This is a genomic window from Rheinheimera salexigens (genome assembly GCF_001752395.1).
Taxonomy (GTDB): domain Bacteria; phylum Pseudomonadota; class Gammaproteobacteria; order Enterobacterales; family Alteromonadaceae; genus Alishewanella; species Alishewanella salexigens.
Genome location: NZ_MKEK01000001.1, coordinates 1,596,132 through 1,619,967 on the forward strand (window position 1 = coordinate 1,596,132; position 23,836 = coordinate 1,619,967).

At 40.8% G+C, this 23,836-nt stretch carries 22 protein-coding genes; 10 read left to right on the top strand and 12 right to left on the bottom strand.

Annotation, left to right across the window (positions count from 1 at the left end):
* Positions 1-240: 240 nt before the first annotated feature.
* The 4 genes from BI198_RS07380 to BI198_RS07395 all read right to left on the bottom strand — a co-directional run bounded on the left by BI198_RS07380 (position 241) and on the right by BI198_RS07395 (position 3,530).
* Positions 241-519, bottom strand: coding sequence for a hypothetical protein (locus BI198_RS07380; protein ID WP_070048972.1), 279 nt, complete (start codon positions 517-519; stop codon positions 241-243).
* Position 520: 1 nt separating this feature from the next.
* A complete protein-coding gene (locus BI198_RS07385) occupies positions 521-1,528 on the bottom strand; it encodes a polymorphic toxin type 46 domain-containing protein (protein WP_070048973.1) in 1,008 nt (335 codons plus the stop codon).
* Positions 1,529-1,760: 232 nt separating this feature from the next.
* On the bottom strand, positions 1,761-2,492 hold the full coding sequence (locus BI198_RS07390) for a glutathione peroxidase (RefSeq protein ID WP_394331524.1): 732 nt from the start codon (positions 2,490-2,492) through the stop codon (positions 1,761-1,763).
* Positions 2,493-2,654: 162 nt separating this feature from the next.
* Positions 2,655-3,530, bottom strand: a complete 876-nt coding sequence (locus BI198_RS07395; protein ID WP_070048975.1) for a DMT family transporter — start codon at positions 3,528-3,530, stop codon at positions 2,655-2,657.
* A gap of 189 nt (positions 3,531-3,719) precedes the next feature.
* On the opposite strand from BI198_RS07395, the gene BI198_RS07400 reads away from it, so the two are divergent.
* Positions 3,720-4,613, top strand: coding sequence for a LysR substrate-binding domain-containing protein (locus BI198_RS07400; RefSeq protein WP_070048976.1), 894 nt, complete (start codon positions 3,720-3,722; stop codon positions 4,611-4,613).
* 23 nt (positions 4,614-4,636) lie between these two features.
* On the opposite strand, the gene BI198_RS07405 is transcribed toward BI198_RS07400, so the two are convergent.
* Complete coding sequence (locus BI198_RS07405) at positions 4,637-5,254, bottom strand: YigZ family protein (RefSeq protein ID WP_070048977.1); 618 nt, start codon at positions 5,252-5,254, stop codon at positions 4,637-4,639.
* 167 nt (positions 5,255-5,421) lie between these two features.
* Between BI198_RS07405 and BI198_RS07410 the strand changes: the two genes are divergently transcribed.
* Positions 5,422-6,318, top strand: coding sequence for a DMT family transporter (locus BI198_RS07410; RefSeq protein WP_201243434.1), 897 nt, complete (start codon positions 5,422-5,424; stop codon positions 6,316-6,318).
* Positions 6,319-6,459: 141 nt separating this feature from the next.
* Here the strand turns inward: BI198_RS07410 and BI198_RS16225 are convergent, their stop codons facing one another.
* The 3 genes from BI198_RS16225 to rnk all read right to left on the bottom strand — a co-directional run bounded on the left by BI198_RS16225 (position 6,460) and on the right by rnk (position 8,983).
* On the bottom strand, positions 6,460-6,591 hold the full coding sequence (locus BI198_RS16225) for a putative transporter small subunit (protein ID WP_235605276.1): 132 nt from the start codon (positions 6,589-6,591) through the stop codon (positions 6,460-6,462).
* A 12-nt stretch (positions 6,592-6,603) separates the two neighbouring features.
* Complete coding sequence (locus BI198_RS07415) at positions 6,604-8,235, bottom strand: sodium:solute symporter family transporter (protein ID WP_070048978.1); 1,632 nt, start codon at positions 8,233-8,235, stop codon at positions 6,604-6,606.
* Positions 8,236-8,578: 343 nt separating this feature from the next.
* A complete protein-coding gene (gene rnk, locus BI198_RS07420; protein ID WP_070048979.1) occupies positions 8,579-8,983 on the bottom strand; it encodes a nucleoside diphosphate kinase regulator in 405 nt (134 codons plus the stop codon).
* Positions 8,984-9,518: 535 nt separating this feature from the next.
* Here rnk and BI198_RS07425 point away from each other — a divergent pair.
* A complete protein-coding gene (locus tag BI198_RS07425) occupies positions 9,519-10,223 on the top strand; it encodes an alpha/beta fold hydrolase (protein ID WP_070050744.1) in 705 nt (234 codons plus the stop codon).
* 175 nt (positions 10,224-10,398) lie between these two features.
* Here the strand turns inward: BI198_RS07425 and BI198_RS07430 are convergent, their stop codons facing one another.
* Positions 10,399-10,809, bottom strand: a complete 411-nt coding sequence (locus tag BI198_RS07430) for a hypothetical protein (protein WP_070048980.1) — start codon at positions 10,807-10,809, stop codon at positions 10,399-10,401.
* A gap of 186 nt (positions 10,810-10,995) precedes the next feature.
* On the opposite strand from BI198_RS07430, the gene BI198_RS07435 reads away from it, so the two are divergent.
* Positions 10,996-12,048 (top strand): aldo/keto reductase, encoded by a 1,053-nt coding sequence (locus tag BI198_RS07435; protein ID WP_070048981.1) that lies wholly within the window; start codon positions 10,996-10,998, stop codon positions 12,046-12,048.
* Between the two features lie 22 nt (positions 12,049-12,070).
* Here BI198_RS07435 and BI198_RS07440 read toward each other — a convergent pair whose 3' ends face one another.
* Positions 12,071-12,997: a sodium-dependent bicarbonate transport family permease gene (locus BI198_RS07440; protein WP_070048982.1), complete on the bottom strand. Its 927-nt coding sequence runs from the start codon at positions 12,995-12,997 to the stop codon at positions 12,071-12,073.
* Positions 12,998-13,161: 164 nt separating this feature from the next.
* Positions 13,162-13,608: a PA2169 family four-helix-bundle protein gene (locus BI198_RS07445; RefSeq protein WP_070048983.1), complete on the bottom strand. Its 447-nt coding sequence runs from the start codon at positions 13,606-13,608 to the stop codon at positions 13,162-13,164.
* A 331-nt stretch (positions 13,609-13,939) separates the two neighbouring features.
* On the opposite strand from BI198_RS07445, the gene BI198_RS07450 reads away from it, so the two are divergent.
* On the top strand, positions 13,940-14,902 hold the full coding sequence (locus BI198_RS07450; RefSeq protein WP_070048984.1) for a LysR family transcriptional regulator: 963 nt from the start codon (positions 13,940-13,942) through the stop codon (positions 14,900-14,902).
* Positions 14,903-14,956: 54 nt separating this feature from the next.
* On the opposite strand, the gene BI198_RS07455 is transcribed toward BI198_RS07450, so the two are convergent.
* A complete protein-coding gene (locus tag BI198_RS07455) occupies positions 14,957-16,819 on the bottom strand; it encodes a M1 family metallopeptidase (protein ID WP_070048985.1) in 1,863 nt (620 codons plus the stop codon).
* 179 nt (positions 16,820-16,998) lie between these two features.
* Here BI198_RS07455 and BI198_RS07460 point away from each other — a divergent pair, with 179 nt between their 5' ends.
* The 5 genes from BI198_RS07460 to BI198_RS07480 all read left to right on the top strand — a co-directional run bounded on the left by BI198_RS07460 (position 16,999) and on the right by BI198_RS07480 (position 23,829).
* Positions 16,999-18,303 (top strand): DUF2254 domain-containing protein, encoded by a 1,305-nt coding sequence (locus tag BI198_RS07460; RefSeq protein ID WP_070048986.1) that lies wholly within the window; start codon positions 16,999-17,001, stop codon positions 18,301-18,303.
* A 180-nt stretch (positions 18,304-18,483) separates the two neighbouring features.
* On the top strand, positions 18,484-20,709 hold the full coding sequence (locus BI198_RS07465; RefSeq protein WP_070048987.1) for a bifunctional diguanylate cyclase/phosphodiesterase: 2,226 nt from the start codon (positions 18,484-18,486) through the stop codon (positions 20,707-20,709).
* A gap of 23 nt (positions 20,710-20,732) precedes the next feature.
* Positions 20,733-21,347 carry a uracil-DNA glycosylase family protein gene (locus BI198_RS07470; RefSeq protein ID WP_070048988.1) on the top strand — a complete coding sequence of 205 codons (615 nt, stop codon included), beginning with the start codon at positions 20,733-20,735 and terminating at the stop codon, positions 21,345-21,347.
* A gap of 182 nt (positions 21,348-21,529) precedes the next feature.
* Positions 21,530-21,892, top strand: a complete 363-nt coding sequence (locus BI198_RS07475) for an MliC family protein (protein ID WP_070048989.1) — start codon at positions 21,530-21,532, stop codon at positions 21,890-21,892.
* A 59-nt stretch (positions 21,893-21,951) separates the two neighbouring features.
* Positions 21,952-23,829 (top strand): DEAD/DEAH box helicase, encoded by a 1,878-nt coding sequence (locus BI198_RS07480; RefSeq protein WP_070048990.1) that lies wholly within the window; start codon positions 21,952-21,954, stop codon positions 23,827-23,829.
* The last annotated feature ends 7 nt before the right edge of the window (positions 23,830-23,836 follow it).

Below are 23,836 nucleotides of genomic sequence, written 5' to 3' on the forward strand. Positions count from 1 at the left end.
TAGATACTGGCATAGTAATGAACACTATTATTGATACACTTTACCTAGCGGCTTAGCTCTGTGTTGAGAAGCGCTCTAACCTCTTTAGGAGAAAAGGGGGGGGAAAGTGACACCTTGTTCAATCAGTAAGGCTTTAGTTTTTGAACATTGGTACTAATTTTTAAGACTATAATAATTTTAACAGTTACACATATTCTGTTACAGGCAATATCAGATTCAGTCTTCATATTCAAAATCAATTTATCTATTGATAAGTAACTTAGTGACTTCATCTATCAACCCTTTTAAAACCAATTCACTAGGGCTAGATAATTCACGGGATGCAATAATGGCATAAGTAAACTTTGTTTCAGGTGGTAATACTTCTGACGGGTTGACTCCATTAGCAGCATTGTCGCATATAAATAGCATCTGACTTTTAATTGATGTCAGTATTTCTGTAGACACATACTCCAAAGTATTATTGTTAATAAATTTAATAACATTATTTGCTGAAGCGTATAGTAATTTGTAATCCATTTTAAATTCCGACTTTATTTATCGAGATAACAGCTTTTTTTGTATCGTCGTTTATAAATAATTGTATACCACCACCAGAAGTATTAACTGGATTACTTGGATTTGTCCAATTATCAATAATGGGTTTTGAATGTGATTGTAATCCTTGGCTTTTTGGTACTTTAAATGAAGTTGCTTTACGTCCCTCGCCACTTAGTCCGAGTTGATTTGGTGTTTGAGTACTTAGAGGATCAAACCAGTTTCCCGGAAAACCATGTGATTTAACATACTGTGACATTTCTTCAGGGGGAGGAAAACTGATCACCTCAACCGGTCTGGTAAAATCTATACCACCCTCTATTCCTGCTTTTTCATCCCCAATCGCATTAGCAATCTGACTTTCGGTAAAACCATTCTTCTCTAAAAAATCTTTGGCTACTTTCTCTCTTGCATGAATGTGTAGTTTGGAATCGCCTTCACTTTTAGCAATATTAATATCATTTTTGGTTAATGATTTTAGTGAGTTATCACTTATATCAGTCGCGGCTACCCTTACATTATGCTCTGCCCTTTTAGCTGGCGCATTGTCTACTGCTACAACACCACCACCTCTGGGTAAAGCGGGGTTCGCTACTGGTGGGGCACTACTACCACTACTGGCCACTGGCGCTAATCCACCGTCACCAATGCCAATTCCTTCCGGTTGTTGCCCCCAGCCGTCGCTTAGAGGCCAAACCCACATTTCATTATTACTAAAAATATCAATTAAGCTGTCACGGAGTTGCAGATTGGTATAACGGGATAGATCGAATTGGGAAGGGCGGGCTTGCTGGTACATTTTTGCCCAGATACTGCGTTGTTCAGTAGCGGGCTCTAAATCATGTAAAAAATAGCGTCCGTAAATGTTATCTTTAAGCTCGGTAATAGGGCTTTGGCCTAAATCAGCGTAAGCAAACAGGCAATTGCTGCATAGATAGGTTTTACCCCATTTATCTTCCAGAATAATACCATTGTAGTCTTGGTCTGGCATGCAAGTCCCTTAGAATTACTGATTTAAACAATAATTTAACATTGATAGCAATTCTTTCAATTTAGAGACTAAATGTCAACATGCTTGTGTTGAATGTTGAATGTTGAATGTTGAATGTTGAATGTTGATTATTAGATGCAAGCGTAGTTGCTGTCGGTTACTTTAGAGAAAGCCGCTTGCAGTATTCTGTTTAAAAGAACACTACAAGCGGAATAGTCACTAGGAAAGGGGATTAAGCAAAATACTGTGCTAAATCATCTGAACCACCGATATGTTTACCGCCAATAAATATTTGCGGCACAGTATCGCGGCCAGAAACTGCTTTAAGACTGGTTAATGACGCTTGGCTACCCATAACAATTTCTTCAAATACTAGGCCTTTTTCGGTTAATAAGGCTTTAGCTTTAGAGCAAAACGGGCAATTAGGTTTAGTGAACATGCTAATGGCATCTTGCTTAACTTGTTTTGGGTTAACATAGCTGAGCATAGTATCGGCATCTGATACTTCAAACGGATCGCCTGGTACATCGGCTTCGATAAACATTTTGTCGATTACGCCGTCTTTTACCAGCATAGAATAACGCCAGCTACGCTTACCAAAACCTAAGTCTTTCTTTTCAACTAACATGCCCATGCCTTCGCTGAAGTCACCATTACCGTCCGGTATAAGAGTGATGTTGTTAGCTTCTTGACTATCAGCCCAGGCATTCATAACAAAAGTATCGTTAACCGAGATACACACTATGTCGTCGACACCATTTTGCTTAAATACACTGGCTAATTCGTTATAACGTGGTAAGTGAGTTGATGAACAAGTAGGGGTAAAGGCACCCGGTAAAGCAAATACTACGACTGTTTTACCTTTAAAAATATCATCGGTAGTGACAGACTGCCATTCATCATTTTTACGTAGAGTAAAGGTGACATTAGGTACAGTTTGGCCGGTAATATCGTTAAGCATGATTAATTCCTTCTTTATTAAGTTGGGCTTATTATGGTGTTGTTTAAGCTTAAGCTCCAATTGTTTGTTTTCATCAGTACGATTGATAAAAACGATTAAGATTAAATAAGCTGATTATTAATAGTGTTTAACTTCATTTCATAAACGTATATTAAGCTAGAAATATTAATTTACTGCTTCAAGTTTAGCTAACTTGTTTTGTTTGGCTTCGTTTTTAGCCAGCCAAATTAACGGTAAAATAATAAAAGCAGCACCCAATGCCATACTTAAGTCGGGTATTTCATCAAACCAGACAATTCCGACAGCTACTGCGGCTAATAAGCCGGTGTATTCGGCACTGGCCACTTTATTGGCTTCAATAGAGCGGTATACCATAACGCAGATACCAGCATAAATTAAAATAAAGCCACTAGAACCAGCCGCCGTTAGCATAGCGCTCCAATCCCAAGTTCTGCCCTCCCAAATGGCTAATGCCAAGGCTACGGGTGTGCCAACAATATTGGTTAATAATAATACTTGGAATACAGACAACTGTTTAGGTAGCTTACGAACCAAAATATTATTTAAAGCCATGGTAAGCGCCACAATAAAGGCAAAAATTGCCGCCCAAGTTATTTCGGTGGGTTTAATCACAATTAAAACGCCGATAAAGCCAAGAATAGCCGCTAGTATAGTGGTTTTAGTTAAGCGCTCTTGAAACAGCAATAGCGCTAAGGGCAGCATTAATAAAGGTGCAGCATAAAAAATGGCATTAGCGGTCGCCAGTGGCATGCTATTGATGGCTAATACCATGAAAATGGCACCAAATAACCAAATATGGCCGCGTAAAATATGCCATTTTAAGCCAACTAATAAATTTTCAGCACGATTAAACAGGCAAAAAGGTAATAAAATGATAATAGCGGTTAATTGACGAAAAAATACAAACTGAAATACAGCACCATCGGCAGATAAGGTTTTAATTAAGGCATCAGAAAATACGGCAACAATATTACCGATGATTAATAAGAAAATAGCGAGTCCGACAGAGTTTTTTGACACTGATAATCCTTATTGCTTAGTTCTAATTATGTGAAGCAGTAATGCCTTTGCGACGGAATAACCGCTAAAGCATTAATGATAGGGAGGTCATAAATTGTTAATCCAGACAGGATTAGTTGTTAAATTATAGGGTAAGGCTATGCATGATGTATAATGATTAAAATTATTTAAGTATGAGATAAACTAATAATGAAGTTGCCGCCATTACGAGCGCTACAGTATTTTGAAGCCGTAGCACGCTTAAATAGTTTTTCGGTTGCGGCTAAGCAATTACATGTTAGCCAAAGTGCTGTTAGCCATCAGGTAAAGTTGTTAGAGCAATATTTAGGTGCTGATTTATTTATTCGCCAAGGCCGTAGTTTTACTTTAACGCCAGTAGGAGAGCGCTATTATGCCGAAATCAGTACCGCGTTAGATAAAGTCGCGCACGCCAGTCAATTAGTGCGGCATGGTAAATCTGGCAGTATCAAGTTAGCCCTATATAGTTCTTTAGCCGTTAAATGGCTGATCCCCAAGCTTGAAGACTTTCGGCAACAATATCCTGATATAAGTTTAAGTTTACATATGGTGACGGATGATCCTGATTTTCATGACCATACTACAGATTGTTTTATTACTATTGATCCGCCACAACAAGACGCCGTACGTCAGTTTTTATTTACTGAAAAGCTATTTCCCGCTTGTAGTCAAAAACTGTGGCAGCAAATTAAGCAGCAACAATTACCCGAAGCATTATGGCAATTTCCGTTGTTATCAGTGCAATATGCTAAACAACAACAGCTAGGTGATGACTGGCGCTTATGGTGTCAGCGCGGAGGATTTACGTTGCCTGAGCAAGCTAAATTTAGCCACTTTAGTCATGTGTTACTTGCGGTTGAGGCTGCACGTTATAATTTGGGTATTACCTTAATTGATAACTTTATTTTAAGTGCTCAAGATCAAGGCCAAGGCTTAGTGCGTATACCTATGCATGAATTGATAACCGGTGACGATTTTTATTTTGTTTATCGGCAAAGCGCAGCCAATCAAAGCGATATGATAAATTTAGGCCGTTGGCTTAAGCAGCAATGTAGCTTTAGTTAGTGTAGGTTTATGCTTAATAATTATCACGGCAGCTTTTCAATCTTAATATCACCACTAGTACGTTGCTTTAAATCGACAATAAGTGCATCAACGTCGCCAACAGGTAGACGAATAGATAAGGTAACTGATTCAGTGTAATCACTGTCCAGCCGGCTAATGTTGGCGTTGTGCAATAAAGCATCTATCGTTGCTGATTGGCTATAAGCATAGTGTAGTTTAAGAGTACAAGTAGGCGAGACTTGTTGTAATGCTAACTGGCTAATAACCTGTTTAGTACTGTCAGCATAAGCCCTGGCTAAACCTCCGGTTCCCAGCTTTACACCACCGAAAAACCGTGTGACTACGACACAAATATCTCCTATCTTTTGGCCATGTAATACTTGATACATAGGTTTACCAGCTGTGCCGGCGGGCTCACCATCGTCGTTATAGCCAAACTGTTGAGACAGAGCAGGGGCGCCAATGATATAAGCACTACAATGATGATGCGCTGACGGGGTTAATATTTTATGTTGTTGAATAAACTGACGCGCGGCTAATTCAGTACTAACGGGGAGTGCACTGGCAATAAAGCGGCTTTTTTTAATTTCCAAACTGATTTCGGCTGCAGCAAGCGGCTGAAAATAGACGGCATCTGACACGGTACTGAGTTCCTTTTAACGCTTTACCATAGACCTAGTAAAATGGAAGATTATATAAACTGTAAGCAGCCTAACTTAGATTAGCCTTAACTGGTAGAATTTCATTATAACCTGCAAGCAGCCTAGGGCATAATAGAGAACATATTAACTATTTTTTGGATTAAGCTTTGAATAAGCATTTGTTATTGCCAATACTGGCAGTATTGTTTTGGGCGGGTAACACCATCGTCAATAAATTAGCGGTAGGTGTGATCTTTCCAGCTGAAATTGGCTTTTATCGTTGGTTATTTGCCGCAATAGTCTTAACTCCTTTTATGTGTAAACCCTGTATAACGGCTTGGCCCATTATTAAAGCGCACCTAGGCAAAATATTTATACTCGGTTTATTTGGTATGGCCATATTTCAAAGCTTAGCTTATTTTGCAGCAGTAAAAACCTCGGCTAATAATATGGGTATCGTATTATCGTTAATGCCAATGATGTCGCTATGTCTAGCCATTATGGCGTTAGGCCAACGTTTAACTTGGGGCGCATTATTAGGCGCGGCTTTTTCATTTGTCGGTGTGTTGTATGTGGTAAGTGCCGGCAATATTAGCCAGCTTAGCAGCCAAGGCATGAATGTTGGCGATAGCATGATGCTAGTGGCGGTATTTGCTTATGCTTGTTACAGCACCCTATTAAAAAAATGGCAAATACCACTAGCTGCTATGCCGTTATTATACCTGCAGGTAGTAGTCGCTGTTGTGGTGCTATTTCCACTTTTTTATGTGTCACCAAAAGCGGGTTTAACTGCCGAAAATCTGCCTCTTATTGCCTATGCTTGTGTATTTGCTTCTATTGCTGCACCGTTAGCTTGGATGACAGGTATAAAGCATTTAGGACCGAGTCGGACATCTATATTCTTTAATGCTATGCCCGTTATTACCGCAGTGATAGCAGCGATAGTATTAGGGGAAAGTTTGGCGATGTATCATATTGTTGGAGGAGGGCTGACATTATTTGGCGTGCTGTTATCCGAGCAGGTTAAGCAGCCGGTGACTTGGCCAGTGTTATATAAAGCTTAGCTAAGCGCTTAAGCGCACAGTCTAAACCTTCAGTCTTAACTCTCAATCTAAACTCTTAATAAATCTAAAACTGTTATTTAAACGGAACTACAGATTAACGATTAAACAAGCTGCCATCCTTGGCGGGCTTGTTTAGGCTGCTTAAACTAAAGATTTACCTTCTTTATTGGCATTCTTAATATCTATAATTAAAGCACCGCATAAAGTAAAAAACACTAAACTGGCTATTACCGGCCAAACTAAAACATAAGCGGTAAGCATTAATGCTGACATACTTAATTCTCCTTAAACGTATTTTTCTTCATGGAATTCAACAACCCGTTTATCGATATTATCAAAATCGAAATCCGGTTTTTTGCTGAGTAAAGTAATAACAGTACAAAGCAAAGCGCTTGCACCGTAGGCGGTAAGTGAGCTTAACAACACAATATAGTCGCGTAAGAAACCAACGGTATAAAAGACCAGAACGAATGCGACAATTGTACCTAAGACTAAACCCACTTTGCGGCCAAAGAAGCCGAAGCTCATAAGACCAATTACGACAGCACCGCCCAGCGCTGCCAACACTTCAAAGGCAATAGCAGTAACACCACTAATTGCGACAATTTCAAACCGTACTAGTACAAACAACAGAAATGCCACGGCAACAGAAGCCGTAAAGGCAGTGTTGGTGACTCGGGGCCAATATAAGCTGGATATAACTGGGAATACGATAGCGCCCCATAACGCCCCGACAAAAATAAGCATAGATAAAATATCTAATTTTAAACTTGCAAATATAACGCCTAACGTCGTCGCAATGACCATAGTGGAACGGCCAACCCAGAGCATGGTTTTAGGGTTGGGCTTGTTTTTGCTTAAATGCTTGCCATACACGTCAGTCATAATAATCGCGGATAGTGCCGATAAATCTGAATCAGCAGTCGAAGATAGGGAGCCAATCACCATTACAAATAACAATACCACCATCACTGGCGGTAAGTAAGTTGCCGCCATTTGTGGAATTAAGTTATTCATATCACCATCAATAGGCGTAACTCCAGCCAGTAACGCTAATAACCCCAGCATGCCTAAACCGATAACTATAGAGCCATAACCAATAGTAGCGGTAATAAAACTAGGCTTAATTAAATCTTCACGTACAGCAAATAAACGCTGAGCAATAGTTTGGTTACCAATGGCATAAGCTAACACGGCAACAAAAAATGGCGCACCTTGCTCTAAAATTGCTGTAGGGGAGTAAAAGCTGGCTTGCTCAGGTGTTAGGTTTTGCATGCCTTGCTCGAACAGTTCAGGGCCACCTAATTGGAAAAAAATCATCGGGATAATGACAACGGCTGCCACAATCATGGCCACTAGTTGACCAAAGTCGGTAAAGACTGAAGAGCGAAAGCCTGACCAGAAGGTATACGTTAAGACACCGGCACCGGCTATAAGCACCCCTTGGCTAAAGGTAAGAGGAGATAAAATATCTACTAAGGCACCCGCAGCGGTAAAGTTAACCATTAAGCTAATTAAGCTACCGATAATATTAGAGCCGGCCAGAATCATTTGGCTCGAGGTACCATGACGCGCGTGCATAATCTCGGCGAGGGTATGAGCATTAGGGGCTAATTTACGAAAACGACGACCGAAAGGATAAATGAACAGAATCATTAATGCGCCCCAAAAACCATAATGGATAGCGCCGGATAAACCATATTGATAACCAGAACTGGCGGCGGCATAAAAAGAAGCGGCCCAAATCCAGGTTGCGGTCATACTTGCTGCTGACATACTAAAACCAACAGAACCGTTGGAAACCATATAACCGTCAGCGTTTTCTTGTTTTTTGCCTATGCTTAAGGTTAAAAGAAAAGTGAGCCCATAAAATCCAAATAGGATTAACAGCGCACTGGTAGTACTAAATTGAAACATGTCTACTCCTAAACTGCCGCTAAGCCCAAGCAGGACCTTTGTTGCATGCGACGGTGTTGCGCAGCGCCAATGAATAAATACCTAAATACGTATGCATTGGCACTAAAGATTAACTGTCGAGAGCGAATGTGTACGGTTAAAAAGACCGTAACACTGTGGATGCAAGCTTAAACTGACAGCAATAAGCCGGACGAACCGGAAGATAATGTTACCCGCGATAAGATGCGATAGCTTAACGCGGCGGCAATGATAACATTAATAGACAAAAACAACCAAAGTACTGAAAATATTCAATTTTAAATCGTAAAAACAATAATGCCGGGTTAATTTCCCGGCATTATCGTTAGCGGTGGAAGATTCCTTCGCGCTCTGGCTGATACAGCACTTCGTCGATAGTGATGGTTGACATGTCACCATTTGGTAAAGGCCAGTTAATGGTATCACCGGTTTTTAAACCCAGTAATGCGCTGCCAACAGGAGCCAGTACTGAAATGGTTGTACCCGTTTTGTCGATATCTTTTGGGTAAACTAAAGTAAGGCTACTGCTTTTACCATTACCCCAAGAGAAACGAACGGTTGAATTCATACTAACAACATTATTGGCAAGTTCTTGTGGCTCGACAATATTCGCGCGGTCAAGTTCTTTACTAAGTGTATCAACGCCTACTGCATCGGCAGGCAAGCTATCTAGTAATTTTTCTAACCGATCAAAATCGGTAGTAGAAATGGTTAATTCTGGTGTAGACATAATAAGCTCCTATAGCACCACTTCGAGGCTAACGCTTTAAGTTAGTGCAACGAGTTAGTACAGATAATTTTGGGGTGATGAGTTATTCATCGGATTCTTTATTAAGTGATATTTTTTATTTAGTGATGTTAAGTGTTTTTAATTAAGCAGGGTAATTATAAAACAGCACTCAGCCGGCTTCGCCCATAGCGAAACCGGCCAAAATATGGCAGGCAGGATTGACATCAATGGGGCTATAAGTTTTAACACTTTTGGCACAAAATGTAATAAAGGTATGCATGAAGCTACCATAATGTATTCACTGCTAAAGTGCAATATGGTTCAGCTGCTAGGGAGTAGATAAACCGTGGCAGCAGGTTAACCGCTAAAGTTCTACTTAAAGCTTGGGATATTAACCAGTGATATAGCTCAGTTATAACAATTTATAATACTAAAGCGTTATGGCGCATTTGGTCTTAGCTGCCAAGGTTATTTGTTACTAAAGTATGAGTTTAAACAACAAGACCCAAGTATTGATCTAAGCGGAGCGAAATTAATGATAACAATAAAACGCAAACTTCAATTTTTACTATTACTTTGTATTTCCGTCGTCGCCAACTACGCTGCTGCTGCTTGTGTCGATGCCGTCGTGTTGGTGCATGGCAATACCGCTACACCTAGTAGCTGGGATAACACTTACAATTATTTATTAAACAAAGGCTATACGTCGGCAGATATTTATCGGCCTAACTGGGGCTCTAAGTCTTGTGCTGCCTGTAACGACCATAGTGGTTCAGAAGAAACTCCGGTGCGCCAAGCCATTAGCAATGCCATAGCTAATTCATGTACCGGTAAAATTGATGTTATAGGCCACTCTATGGGCGCGACGCTAGCGGCTCAGCAGATAGATAAATTAGCAGTGTCTTCTTATGTTGATAGTTTTGTGGGAATTGCTGGCGCCTTTAGAGGCTTAAAAAGCTGTGGTGTGTATCCCTATAACGTTTGGTCATCCACTTGTGGCAGTGCTGGCTTGTCGGTGTCTAGCCCTTTTTTAGACGGCTTATATGGTACTTATTTAGCGACACGAGTGTACTCAATTAAAAGTTATAGCGACCAAATAATTTGCTCAACCGGAAACTGTTATGTGTATGGCGTGCATAGCAGTAGAATTTGGAACGAGAATGCCACTTACAATTATAGCTTGGGTCATTTTGGATTGCAGACCGATACAGCAGCGCAACAATATCAGTTAATTAAGTAGCGCTATTAAATTTTCTAAACATTGAGTTAAGCAACATAAGTAAGCAATATGAAGTTAGTAATAAAGACAGAATAAAAAATACAGGTAGTGATATAGATAAAAGGCTTAACATTATTACAATGCTAAGCCTTTTTTGCATCAGTACAAAAGTGCTAAATAGGTATTGGGCAATTTTTTACTCGACAAGTGCCCAGCCATTTTCCGTCATGCGAAAGGTCAGGGTTTCCTGTTTAACTTTATATTGATCATTTTTTTTAAAATCGCCATATTGTAATTTCAGCAAGCCTGCAGTAATACCGGCGGTTACTTTTTCTAGCGGGTTACCCGGCTGGTCAGTTTTTTCTTCAATATACTGCTTATAAGACTTTTTAAACTCTAAACTATAAGACACTTCAGCAGCATAATGCTGTTCATTATCAGACCAACCATTAATCTTTTTAACATCTTCTACTTCAATTAAATCGGGATATAAATGGCTGTATTGCTGCTGTAATGCTTGTTCAATATTACGTTGGCTAGGAACATCAGAGCAGGCGACTAAAAGCGTTGCTGCGATTAACAGAGAAAAAATTGATTTATAAGTCATGCTTGGCTCGATAAGTTACTAATATTGCCCATAAGATTAGCATAATAGTTTACGCCTGACAGCAGTTAAACGTGTAGTTAGGATCCGGATTACAACGATACCGTATTCCAACTAAACGTTTTTAGCATTGCCTGTAAAACACAATTTCGCTAAGGTGCAAATATTAAATTAAGCTTAGGTAATATAATGCAATATTCAGTATTAGGTAGTAGTGGTATCTCAGTATCACGGGTGTGCTTAGGCAGTATGACCTGGGGTAAACAAAATACCCAGCAAGATGCCGATCAGCAATTAGCTTATGCATTAGGCCAAGGCGTAAATTTTATTGATACGGCCGAGATGTATTCAGTGCCGCCCTCAGCAGAAACTTATGGGGCAACCGAAAAAATTATTGGCAATTGGTTGTCTCGTCATCCTCAGCAGCGAAAAAATATTACGTTAGCCACAAAAATGGCCGGTAATGGCTTAGCTTACATCCGTGATGGTAGTGATATGACGCCGGCGAGTTTAATTCAAGCGGTAGATCAGTCCCTACAGCGGCTACAAACAGATTATATTGATTTATACCAATTACATTGGCCGAATCGTGTTACACCACATTTTGCCAAGCATTTGCCGGGTAGAATTAGCTTTAAACAAGTTGATGCTGAACAGCAACAACAACAAATGTTAGGGTTATTACAAGCCCTACAAAGCTGTGTTGATGCCGGTAAAATTCGTTACTGTGGCTTATCCAATGAAACACCGTGGGGACTAAGTGAGTATCTGCAGTTAAGTCAGCAATATACTTTGCCGCGTATAGTTTCAATGCAAAATGAGTTTAGTTTGCTGCACACTAAAGACTGGCCGTATTTACTGGAACAGTGCCAGCATCAACAAGTAGCTTATTTAGCGTGGTCGCCGTTAGCGGGTGGGGCTTTAAGCGGGAAATACATAGATGGTGCACGACCAGAAGGCACGCGTTGGAGTATGTTGCAACGCCAAGGACTATTTCGTGACACTGCGGCATCTAACCAAGCCATAGCGGCATTTGTGGAACTAGCAAGTAGCCACAACGTTGCTGCAACGCAATTAGCTTTAGCCTGGGTTAACCAGGTAGAAGCCATAACTTCGACCATTATTGGTGCGACAACTATGGCTCAGTTAGAGCAAAATATCGCGGCTTTTAAGCTTGACATCACACCGGCCTTACAAGCGGATATCAATCGTTTTCTGCAGCAGTATCCATTGCCTTTTTAAACCAGTACAACTTAGGCATTGCTTAACCAATAATCCATTGTTGATATAAAGGTAAAGCGATAAGCACATTAAGTGGAAAGGTAATGCCTAATGAGGCCAGCAGTGCTAAACCAATATTGGCGTTGGGAATGGCACTGCGTATGGCTGCAGGCGCTGCAATATAAGAGGCACTAGCCATTAAAGCCGTTAATACTAATGCGCTTCCTGTCGGTAAACTCAGTAGCAAAGACAGCGCAATACCGGCGCTGGCTAAAACAAAAGGGGCAATTAAAGCAAACAACATTAAACGCCATTGTTTAAACGGTAAGGGTGAGCAAACTTTTGCCGTACATAAGCCCATTTCAAGTAAAAATAACGCCAACAGGGTTTTAAAACCACCAAGCAATACTGGGGTAATAGCACTTAAACCACTGTGACCATATAGCCATCCAATAATCATACCGCCACCAAGCAGCAAAACGCCTCGACTAGTTAATGCCTCTTGTAAAATGACTAAAAGACTACTTTTAGTGCCACTGTGTTTACTATGTAACACCAGCATAGTGACTATGGCCGGTAGCTCTAATAACACTAAATATAATGTGGTTTGGGGCGTAATAGCCAAACCGCTGTATTCCACCATAGCAATAGCCACGGCAAAAGTACCTGCGCTGACTGAGCCATAATGAGCTGCAACGCTAGTGGCGTTATCTTGACTAAGTTGCACGGCATGGCGTAAAACGGGATACAGCAGTAGAGGAATAATAACCCCTGTCATAGCGATGATACTGAGCTCAGGTAACAGGGGCATTAATGCTACACCATGCAGTGCCATACCGCCTTTTAAGCCAAGCGTTAGCATTAGAAGAATGGAAAGAGTTTCGTAGATTGCTACTGGTACTTTAAGATCTGATTTGACTATTCCGGCAATCAGGCCAAGAGCAAAGAAAGCAATAACAATATCAGGCATAGTGAACTCCAAGAATTTATGGCCGCTATCCTGCCTTGCTTTTAATAATTTGTGAAATTAATACTTATGCATAAATGTATAGATGTTTATCTATGGATTGAGGAGCGCATAAAAAAATAGCCAGTACATGCTGGCTATTTTGGTGTCCACAGATTTAAAAGTTTTTAACTGCTGCGTTTGAGTGCGCGCATTTCGTCGTGGCATTCTTGCATAGTGGCAAGAGCGCTAAGTAAAGCGGCTTCACAATCAACGGGTTGTTTTTTGTGTAAAGCAGTACGAATTTCTTCCAATGTTTTATCTTCAACTTCTTCCAGTTGACTGATGTAGGTGTGCTCTTTATCGCTAGACATACTACCAATAATTTTGGTGTATATATTGCGCACTTCTACGGTGAAAGCAGAGCCTTGCTCAACTTTACCTTCTTCAGCAATAGCAAACGGTTGCAGTTTTTGTTTTACCGTTTTACGCGCATTAATCATGCGATCAAAAAATTGAGTCAGCTGCGGGTTATCAACTTTTTCTTTGGCATCTGAATAAAACTCAATACCACTATTTAATACTTGAACAATATCGGATACATGTTTTACGTCAGTTGTCGATACGTTAGTCATAACACTATACCTCCTTAAAAAATTTTAACTTATTAGCACGTTCTACTGATTAATTAGTGGGGCTAATGTAGGTGTCCAATAAACTAAAGCAGAAATTGAGCCAAGCTGACTAAGAAAGATAATTTAACGTTAAGTAATTGATAATTTGATAAATAAATTAATTATAATTAGTGTGTGATAGGCTTGCTAAGGGCATTAATCAATAAATTCAAATGCTGTGTGAGGAAAAATTACCAAGCAATTGTAAACTTTACTACTAACAATGCTAAGCGTAGCGCTATAGTGTGAAGTAAATTAAAGTCTCATCTGTAAATAAGTTTAGGGTATTAAAATGGATGTGCGTCATCTTAGCTTTCGTCTTTTGCAAGTCTATGTCAGGGTTGTTCAGGTAGAAAATATTTCGGCAGCTGCACGGCAGCTGCATTTAACTCAACCGACAGTTTCGTTACAGCTAAAGAAACTCAGTGAAATAGTTGGCGAAACATTAATTGTCATCCAGAAACAACAGTTTACGTTAACATCATCAGGTGAAGCTTTATATCGAGCAGCGTGCGATGTTTTAAGTCGCTTTGATGATTTCAACTCTGAATTAACGGAGTTACGCGGCGGAAGACAAGGTAAGTTAAGTGTTGCCATTGTTAATACAGCACAATATTTAATGCCGCGGATTTTAGGTCCTTTCTACCAACAATTTCCAAATATTGATGTCACTTTACATATTGCCAATAGAGCGCAAATTTTACATCGTTTTGAACACCAACTTGATGATATCTATTTATTTAGTCATCCGCCAAGTGGTGAGCAGGTTATTGCTAAGCCTATAGTAAAAAATCCATTACAAGTTATTGCGCCTTTAGGTCATTGGGCCGCGGGAATCAAACAAATTGATTTTACTGCCTTAAAACAAGAACGTTTTTTACTGCGTGAACTTGGTTCAGCCAGTAGATTAATGTTTGAGTCTTGGTTAAGTAGCCAAGGTATTGAGTTATCGCATAGTATGCAAATAGATAGTAATGAGGCTATTCGGTTAGGCGTTGTATCGGGGTTAGGTCTATCTGTTATCTCAGCGCATACGTTAGTAGAAGGCCGGGAAAAACTAGCTGTGTTAGATGTGAAGGGCTTTCCTATAAATAGCCATTGGTATCTAGTGAGAAGTAGTCAGCGCAGGCTGTCTCATGCTAGCAGTACTTTAATTCAATTTATAGATCAGCATTTAGCTGAAATAGTCGATGCAGCCTGGTTATTAGATTCGGATCTAAATGCAAAAGATGTAAAAGACCCAACATCACGGTAAACCGCAATGTTGGGTTGAAAAGCTATTGCTACAAAGTTATTAATCTCGAATATATTACTTTAAAATTTCATCCACAGTGCCTTGAGCTAATGGGTGATAGCCAGGGCGGGCTTTTTTGTATACTTCTTTAGCAAACGCCAAGCCTTGGCTTGATTTTGCTAACTGCTCATACAAAGGGATAATTAATTTACGCCGACCAATGTTAATTAAGTACTGCTCAAGTGGCACAGTTATTTCTTGATAGTCCGCTTTTAACGCTAATAAATACCAAGCATGGGCAATTTCAGTATTGGTTGAATGGGTTAAATCATAAGCACTATCTAACGCAGCCATTTGCTGCAAATTGATATTTAGCGGTAAATTATTAATAAAATATAACCACTCATGAACTGTCCAAGCGTCTGTAGTTAATTGTTCAGCACTGACTGAGCCCGCCATCCAAGTCTCTATTTGCTGTTGTACTTTATTAAATACATCTGAAGTAGGATTAGGCGTAGAAGCCGGTAAACCTGGGCTATAAATCCATTCGTTAACCTCTTGCTCCGACACAATACCTGGGTACTTAGCAAGTAAGTGTTCGTTTAAATAAGCTTGAAAGCGTTTAGTGTCCATAGTTTGAAAGGCATGCTCGGTAAAGTAGGTTTTAACAAATGGGTCAAACACTTCACGGCCAAACTTTTGCTCTAAAAACATTAGAAATAATTGACCTTTGCTGTAAGGCACGCCACTAAAAGCGGCATCTGGATCCCGACCTTTTAAGTCAACAAATAAGATACTGTCATCTGCGGGCAACTGCTTTAATTCAGCTTTAAGATCTTGCACTGAAAGCACTTGCTCCATTACCGCTCGTTCAGTGCCAAATACTTGCTCCATAATGCGGTTTTCAACATAAGAGGTAAAACCCTCGTTAAGCCATAAATCACGCCATGTTGCGTTGGTAACTAGGTTGCCAGACCAAGAATGGGCTAATTCGTGAGCAATTAAATTAACTAAACTAGCATCGCCAGCCACGACGGTAGGCGTGATAAAGGATAAGCGAGGGTTCTCCATGCCACCAAACGGAAAGCTTGGCGGTAACATTAATAAATCATAGCGACCCCATTGGTAAGCACCATACAGTTTTTCACCCACATCAATCATTTGCTGAGTACTAGCAAATTCGGTTGCTGCGGCATCTAAAATATAAGGTTCAGCGTAAATACCGGTTTGCTCGCTCATGGCTTTAAAGTGTAAATCACCGGCGGCAATGGCAATTAAATAAGGCGGAATAGCTTGTGGCATATCAAAAGTATAATCGCCGTCGCGCACCGTATCAGGATCGTTGTTGGCACTCATTACTGCTAACACATTATCATCGGTATGAATTCGTGCTTTATAGGTCATGCGTACTGCGGGTGTATCTTGGATCGGGATCCAGCTGCGGGCGTGTATTGCTTGGTTTTGGCTAAACATAAACGGCTGGGTTTTACCGGCGGTTTGCTCTGGTGTTAGCCATTGTAAGCCCGATGCTTTGTCGGTTGAGCTGTAATAAACTCTAACCGTATCAGCTTGAAACTTAGGGGTAATGCTTAACTTTGAACCCATCACATCATCACGTTTAGCTAAGCTAAAAGGCACTTTTTGCCATTTACCATCTGCACGTTTGGCATAAACCCGATCTATGATTAAATCGCGAGTATCTAAATATATTTCTTTATTATTCTGATTAAGCCAATTTAGCGATAAGTCGGCAAAGCCAGACAGAGATTTCTGCTGAAAATTTACCGTCAAATCTAGATATAAATGGTTAACGTTAACTTGGTCATAATTGGCATAAGTAAGATTGTCGGTCACTTTAGCTTGGGCTGTAGGGCTGAAAACCAATGCAGAGGTACAAACCAAAGTAGAAAGTGCAAACAGATGATGACGAATTGACATAAAAGCAGACCTTTTGTTGTTTTATTATTTGCAGTGTAATGCGATTATCTTGGTAGCGACAAGCGGTTAACCGACAGACTGACAACTGCATCAGTTGTGTTAAGCTCAGGTGCGACAAAGGTGAATATGCCTCATCATAGACGCTAAGCAAATAATAACAATAATCACAGGATGGCAAAATGATTACAAAGTGGGGCTGGGTATTATTGCAACTAAGTCGAAAACTGTGGATGCGCACGGTATTGTTTGCTGTGCTAGCTAACGTAACTGCTTTAGCGGCTATTTTATTTAAAGATATTATTCCTCCCGAATTAGCCGGAATGATTGGTGCCGATGCAGTAGATAAAATACTGACTATCCTAGCGTCAAGCATGTTAACGGTAACAACTTTTTCTCTTAGCGTTATGATTGCCGCTTTTAGTGCGGCGACCAATAGTGTTTCACCTCGCGCTACCCGTTTATTAATGGAAGATAGTACCACTCAAAATGCGTTAGCCACTTTTGTTGGCTCTTTTTTATATAGCATTGTCGGTATTATAGCCCTGAGCACAGGCGCTTATGGCGAGCAGGGTAGAGTGATCTTATTTATTGTCACTGTGGGCGTAGTCGTGTTGATAGTGGCAACCATTTTAATCTGGATTAATCATTTGTCTTCGCTAGGTCGGGTCGGTGAAACTTCAAATAGAGTGGAAGATGCGGCTTTTTCGGCGGTGCAACGCCGAGTTAAGCACCCATGGTTAGGCGGCAACAAATTAGCCTCAACAGAAGACATCAGCCCAAATGCTAAACCCTTGATGTCAGATGTTATTGGTTATATTCAGCATGTCGATATTAAAAAAATTAATAGTTTTTGTGCTGCGAATGAGATAGAAGTTTTTATAACCAGTTTGCCAGGAGCTTTTATCCATTTAGGCCGGCCTTTATTATGGATGAGCAAGCTACCAGAAGGTGATACTGATATTTTAAGTAATGCCTTTACCATTCAAGATCAACGCTCTTTTGATCAAGACCCGCGATTTGGCTTATTAGTATTGGCTGAGATAGCCTCACGTGCTTTATCACCCGCAGTGAATGACCCAGGTACTGCCATCGAAATTATTGGCCGCGGCATGCGAGTGCTGTCAAACTGGAAAATAACAGCAGAAGAAGATGTGCCAACTAAAGAAGATGTGCCAACTAAAGAAGATGTGGAGTACCCCTTAGTCCATGTGTTGCCAATAGAATTATCTGATTTGTTTGATGACTTTTTTACGCCTATCGCCCGAGACGGTGCGAGCTTAGTGGAAATCCATATTCGACTGCAAAAGACCTTTTTAGCTTTAGCTTATTTAGGTGGTGAGTTTAGGCGTGAAGCCATTCGCCATTCTGAATTAGCTTTAGCGCGCGCTGAAAAATCATTGGCTTATAGTTACGATAATGAAGTATTAACACAACTTAATCAGCAGTTACAACAACAGCCTGCACAGGTTCATTCTACATCTTAGCCCCGTTTTGATTGGCTGATTATAAGCAGTGAGAGCTGTTCATAAGTTGAGACTTTCATTACGGGTATATATTGCTGCTGCATTTGCTAATTGGTCACTGCCGACTATGATTCTATGTATGGAATATAGCTAATAAAGCGCTCGGGCAAACCGCCGCTTAGCTCAGGCAAAGGCTGGTTAATGCAGCACAATGATAAAGGTACAGCTTCAGCAAAAAGCTCAGCAAAAAACACCAACAAACTATCCTCAAAAACTGACGAGTTAGCCTATAAAACAGTGTTAGAGAAGATGGCGGATGGCGTGTGTTTTTTTGCTATCGACAGTTTGCAAATTCTTTACGTCAATCACGCACTGCAACAACAATTGGCCAGATCAAAACAGCAATTATTGGCGCTAAAAATCTTTAATATTCAACCCGACTTAGATAAGGCTAGCTTTAAATTTTTGATCAAACCTTTAGTTGACGGCAGCTTGCAAGAACTGCATTTCAACTCTTGGTTATTAAACACTAAAGCTGAAAAAATGCCGGTTGAACTCGCTATGTATGTACAAGAAAGTCGTGTTGGGCCTAAAATTATTATCGCTATTGCTCGTGACATGTCGAAACCGCAACATTTAGCTCAATTAGATTGGGCGGCCGAAACCTATATCCATAACTTATTACAGCGTTCAGATGATGCTTTAGCCATTATCAATAAACAGCAACGGATAATTGATTGTAATCAGGCTGCCCTAAATTTATTTGGCTTTAAGCATCACCATGAAATGTTAGGGCTGATCCCGCGCCATATAGGTGTAGCAAAAAATCAGCTACAAGATACTGCACCCTCAGCTGTTATTGAAAGAGCTTGGCAAGAAGGATATCAGCGCTTTAATTGGTTACATAAAACGCCGCGCAGTGCAGAAACTTTAATGGAAGTAACGTTAACACCCATCCTGTATAAAACTGAGCCTTGCTTACAAATATTGTGGCGAGACTTAACTGAAATTAAACAAAAAGAACACACAATTAAGCAGCTAGCTTATTATGATGATTTAACGGGATTAGCCAATAAAAACTTATTTACAGCACGATTAAAATACTTATTAGCCGTAGCGAAAAATAATAACTATAGAGTAGCTGTTATTTATTTCGATATTATCAAGCTATCTGAAGTAAATGAAACAATGGGCTATATAGGCGGCGATATTACCATTAAAGCGGTAGCGCAACGTTTTGCCGAGCACATTCGCAATGTCGAAATGGATTCTAAATTTATTGATGATGAAATCAATAGCCATGTTGAGATTAATATTGATGATATTAATCGAGAATTTGACTCACTAGCGCGAATACATACTGATAAGTTTTCATTAGCCGCCGTGTTAACCGATACTGCTGCAGCATCAATTTTAATCGAACGTATTCAACAAGTTATTAAGCAACCGCTTAACATTATGGGCCATGAATTAACGGTTTCAGTTAGAGCCGGGGTGGCCATATATCCAGATGACGCTACCAATTTAGAAATGCTAATACGCGGCGCTAATATAGCGCTTGGTTTCGCCAAAGAGCAGCAATTAGCCCACTGTTTTTATAATTCTGCGTTAGGCGACAATGTGCAGCGCCGTGCTTTAATCACTAAACGCTTAGAGCATACGCTGATGGCAGCTAAGCCTAGTTTTAGCCTACGTTATCAACCACAAATTGATTTAACGACAGGACGACTCTGTGGTGCAGAAGTACTTATTCGCTGGTTTGATGAAATATTGGGCTGGGTTACGCCAGATGTTTTTATCCCGCTAGCTGAAGAGCGGGGGTTAATTAATTCGATTACCACTTGGGTGATAGATACTGCGGGTATGCAGTTGATTAAATGGCAAAAAGTTGGTTATCAATTTCAACCGGATATGAATATAAAGTTAGCTGTCAATATTTCAGCAAAAAGTTTAGATATCCCAGATATTGTCCCGCGTTTTGTAGATAAAGTTAAACAGTTAGGTTTAACACCATTAGATTTTGAGATTGAATTAACTGAAACGGGCATTATGCGCGATCCTACTCAAGCCATTAATGTGTTACATCAGTTAAAACAGCAAGGCTTTAAATTGGCGATTGATGATTTTGGAACTGGCCATTCTTCACTAAGTTATTTAAAAAATATTAATGCCGACATCTTAAAAATTGATATGTGTTTTGTTAAAACCTTACTGTCGGATAACACTAATCACGCTATTGTTAAAACTGTTATTGCAACTGCAAAAATATTTGGCATGCAAACCTTAGCAGAAGGTGTTGAAGATAAGGCCATTGCAGAAGAATTAAGGCTATTAGGCTGTAATTATGCCCAAGGTTACTATTATGCTAAGCCTTTAACCGCGATAGAGTTTGAACAAACATGGTTAGGGGCAACGTTAGCTAGCTAAGTTTGAATTGAGGTAAAAACCTTATGATCAATTTTACTGAGTTAATGCAAAATGTCCGGCAATGCACCTTGTGTCAGAATAATTTACCGCTAGCAGCCAAACCTATTTTGCAAGCGAGTGCTAAGGCGAAAATATTAATCGCTGGCCAAGCGCCAGGCCGTAAAGCGCACGATAGCGGGGTACCCTTTGACGATGCCAGCGGCGTACGTTTACAGCAATGGTTAGGCTTAACAACAGAACAATTTTATGATCCCAACTTAGTTGCCATTTTGCCGATGGGTTTTTGTTATCCAGGAACCGGAAAAAGTGGCGACTTAGCCCCCAGACCTGAGTGCGCACCCACTTGGCGACATAAACTGTTAGCCGAAATGACCCAGATACAGTTAAGCATTATTATCGGCCAATATGCTATTAAGTGGCACCTGCCAGACTACAAAGGCACAGTAACAGCAGCGGTAGAACAAAGTTTAAACCACATTCAGCAACAGGCGAACCTAGATAACTGCAGCCAGTTAGTGTTACCACATCCTAGTCCACGCAATAATATTTGGTTAAAAAAACACCCTTGGTTTAACGACGCATTGTTACCGTTATTACAGCAAAAGGTGAGGGAGCTGCTGGCGAACCAGCAAAGCTGAGCAATTTAACAATGTTTAGCTGTTAGCTCTGAGCCGTTAACGACTAGCCGTTAATTATAAGTTAAGCTAACCACGCAATAATGGCATTGTTTCTAATAACGGGGTGGCAGCATCATTAACGCCAATTGGCTGATTAATTTAGCCAAAACCGTTACCCTTTTACCCAATTTGTGGAGAACAATATGAAAATTTTTATTCCTAGCCTGTTAGCTGCAACGCTATTAATGTCTGGCTGTGACAACGCTACACAAGACAAAGTTGCTGTGCAAACGCCTGAGGTAGCACCGTCTGCTATGGTTCATTATCAGTGCGAGAGCGGTGAACAAATTGCTGCAACGTACAACTCTACTGACACAGCACAAGTTCAATACCAAGGCAAAAAACACCATATGCAAATCGACGTTTCAGGCAGTGGCTCGCGTTACGTTGGTGGCGGATTTGAATGGTGGACAAAAACGACGAGTCAAGGCGCTGAAGGCACGCTTTTCCAACATCAAGCTGATGGCTCAACTGGTGAAAGTCTCGAGCTTTGTACCGAGTTGTAACGGCAGCAGAATTTGTTAGTATGGCGGCTTTCATCTTAAGCATACTTAAGCAATAACCAATGAACGCGCCTTTTAAACTGCGGCCTTACCAACAAGAAGCCGTTACTGCCACTTTAAAACACTTTCGCCAATCTGATGAGTCGGCGGTGATAGTGCTGCCGACCGGTGCCGGTAAAAGTCTAGTAATTGCCGAGCTAGCTCGTCTTGCTCGGCGTAAAATACTGGTGCTGGCCCATGTAAAAGAGCTGGTTGAACAGAATCACGCCAAATACCAGAGTTATGGCTTAGTGGGCGGTATTTTTTCGGCTGGGTTAAAACGTAAGGATAATCGCTATCAGGTGACCTTTGCCAGTGTGCAGTCGGTGTCAGCGAATCTAGATCAATTTAAAGATGAATACTCTTTGCTTATCATCGATGAGTGTCATCGCGTTAGTGGTGATGATACCAGCCAGTATCAGCGGATTATTGAGCAATTGCGGCAGCAGAATACCGGCTTAAAAGTGCTTGGGCTCACTGCCACACCTTATCGCTTAGGTATGGGCTGGATTTATCGCTATCACTATCGCGGCTTTGTGCGTAGCAATAGCAAAGAGAGTGGAGAGAGCAGTAAGAGTAGCGAGCAGAACAAGCCTTTTATCCACTGTATTAATGAGCTGTCGTTAATTTATATGATTAATAAAGGCTATCTGACTAAGCCTGAATTAATTGACGCAGCCGTAGCGCAATATGATTTCTCTGCGCTGATGCCGAACCGCTTTGGCGATTATGCTGACAAAGAGGTCAATCAGCTGTTAAGCAAATATCAGCGTGTTACCCAAGCCATTATTGAACAAGTAATGGAGCTAGCGGTTAAACGCCAAGCAGTGATGATCTTTGCCGCCACGGTGGATCATGCTAAAGAGATCACCGGCTATCTACCACCAGAACAAACCGCATTAATAACCGGCGCTACCGATCAGCGAGAGCGAGATAAGCTGATCCAGCGTTTTAAGCAGCGGCAATTAAAGTATTTGGTCAATGTATCTGTTCTCACCACAGGCTTTGATGCCCCTCATGTCGATTTTATTGCTATTCTGCGTCCAACTCAGTCGGTCAGTTTATACCAGCAAATCGTCGGTCGCGGCCTACGTTTAGCAGAAGGTAAACAAGACTGCCTAGTGATTGATTACGCAGGCAATAATGTCAATTTGTATCACCCAGAAGTGGGGGAGAAGAAACCCAACCCTGACAGTAATCCAGTGCAGGTATTATGCCCAGGCTGTGGTTATGCCAATATATTTTGGGGCAAAACCGACAGTGCAGGTCAAGTGATTGAACACTATGGCCGACGTTGTCAGGGGCTGTTAGGGGCGGATGCAGATGACGATGACGAGTCAGTAGTGCAGAGCCAGCGGCCAGAGCAGTGCGACTACCGCTTTCGTTTTAAAGAGTGTCCGCACTGTGGCAGCGAGAATGATATTGCCGCCCGCAATTGTCAGCAGTGTAAAAAAGCCATTATTGACCCCGATGATAAGCTACGCGATGCACTAAAACTAAAAGACGCTATGGTCATTCGTTGCGCCGGTATTACTTTACATACCGGCAATACTTTAAATACAGCCATCAGCTTAAATACTGAAGCTGCCGTAAATAATAAGCTTAGTAACCCTAACAGTAAGCTTAAAATTACTTATCACGGTGAAGAGGGTGAAGAGCTCAGTGAGTGGTTTGATTTCAGTAACCCAGCACAACGCACTATGTTCAATAAGCTATTTGGCCGGCGTTTAGCCAATAGCCAAGTACCGCAAGAATTCAGTAAGCTAGAACAAGTGCTAGCAGTGCAAACCTTACTGCCAGCCCCAGATTTTGTTATTGCCCGTAAAGTAAAACACTACTGGCAGGTCAAAGATCGAATTTTTGATTATCAAGGTAACTACCGTAAGGCGAATGAGACCTAAAGCTCAC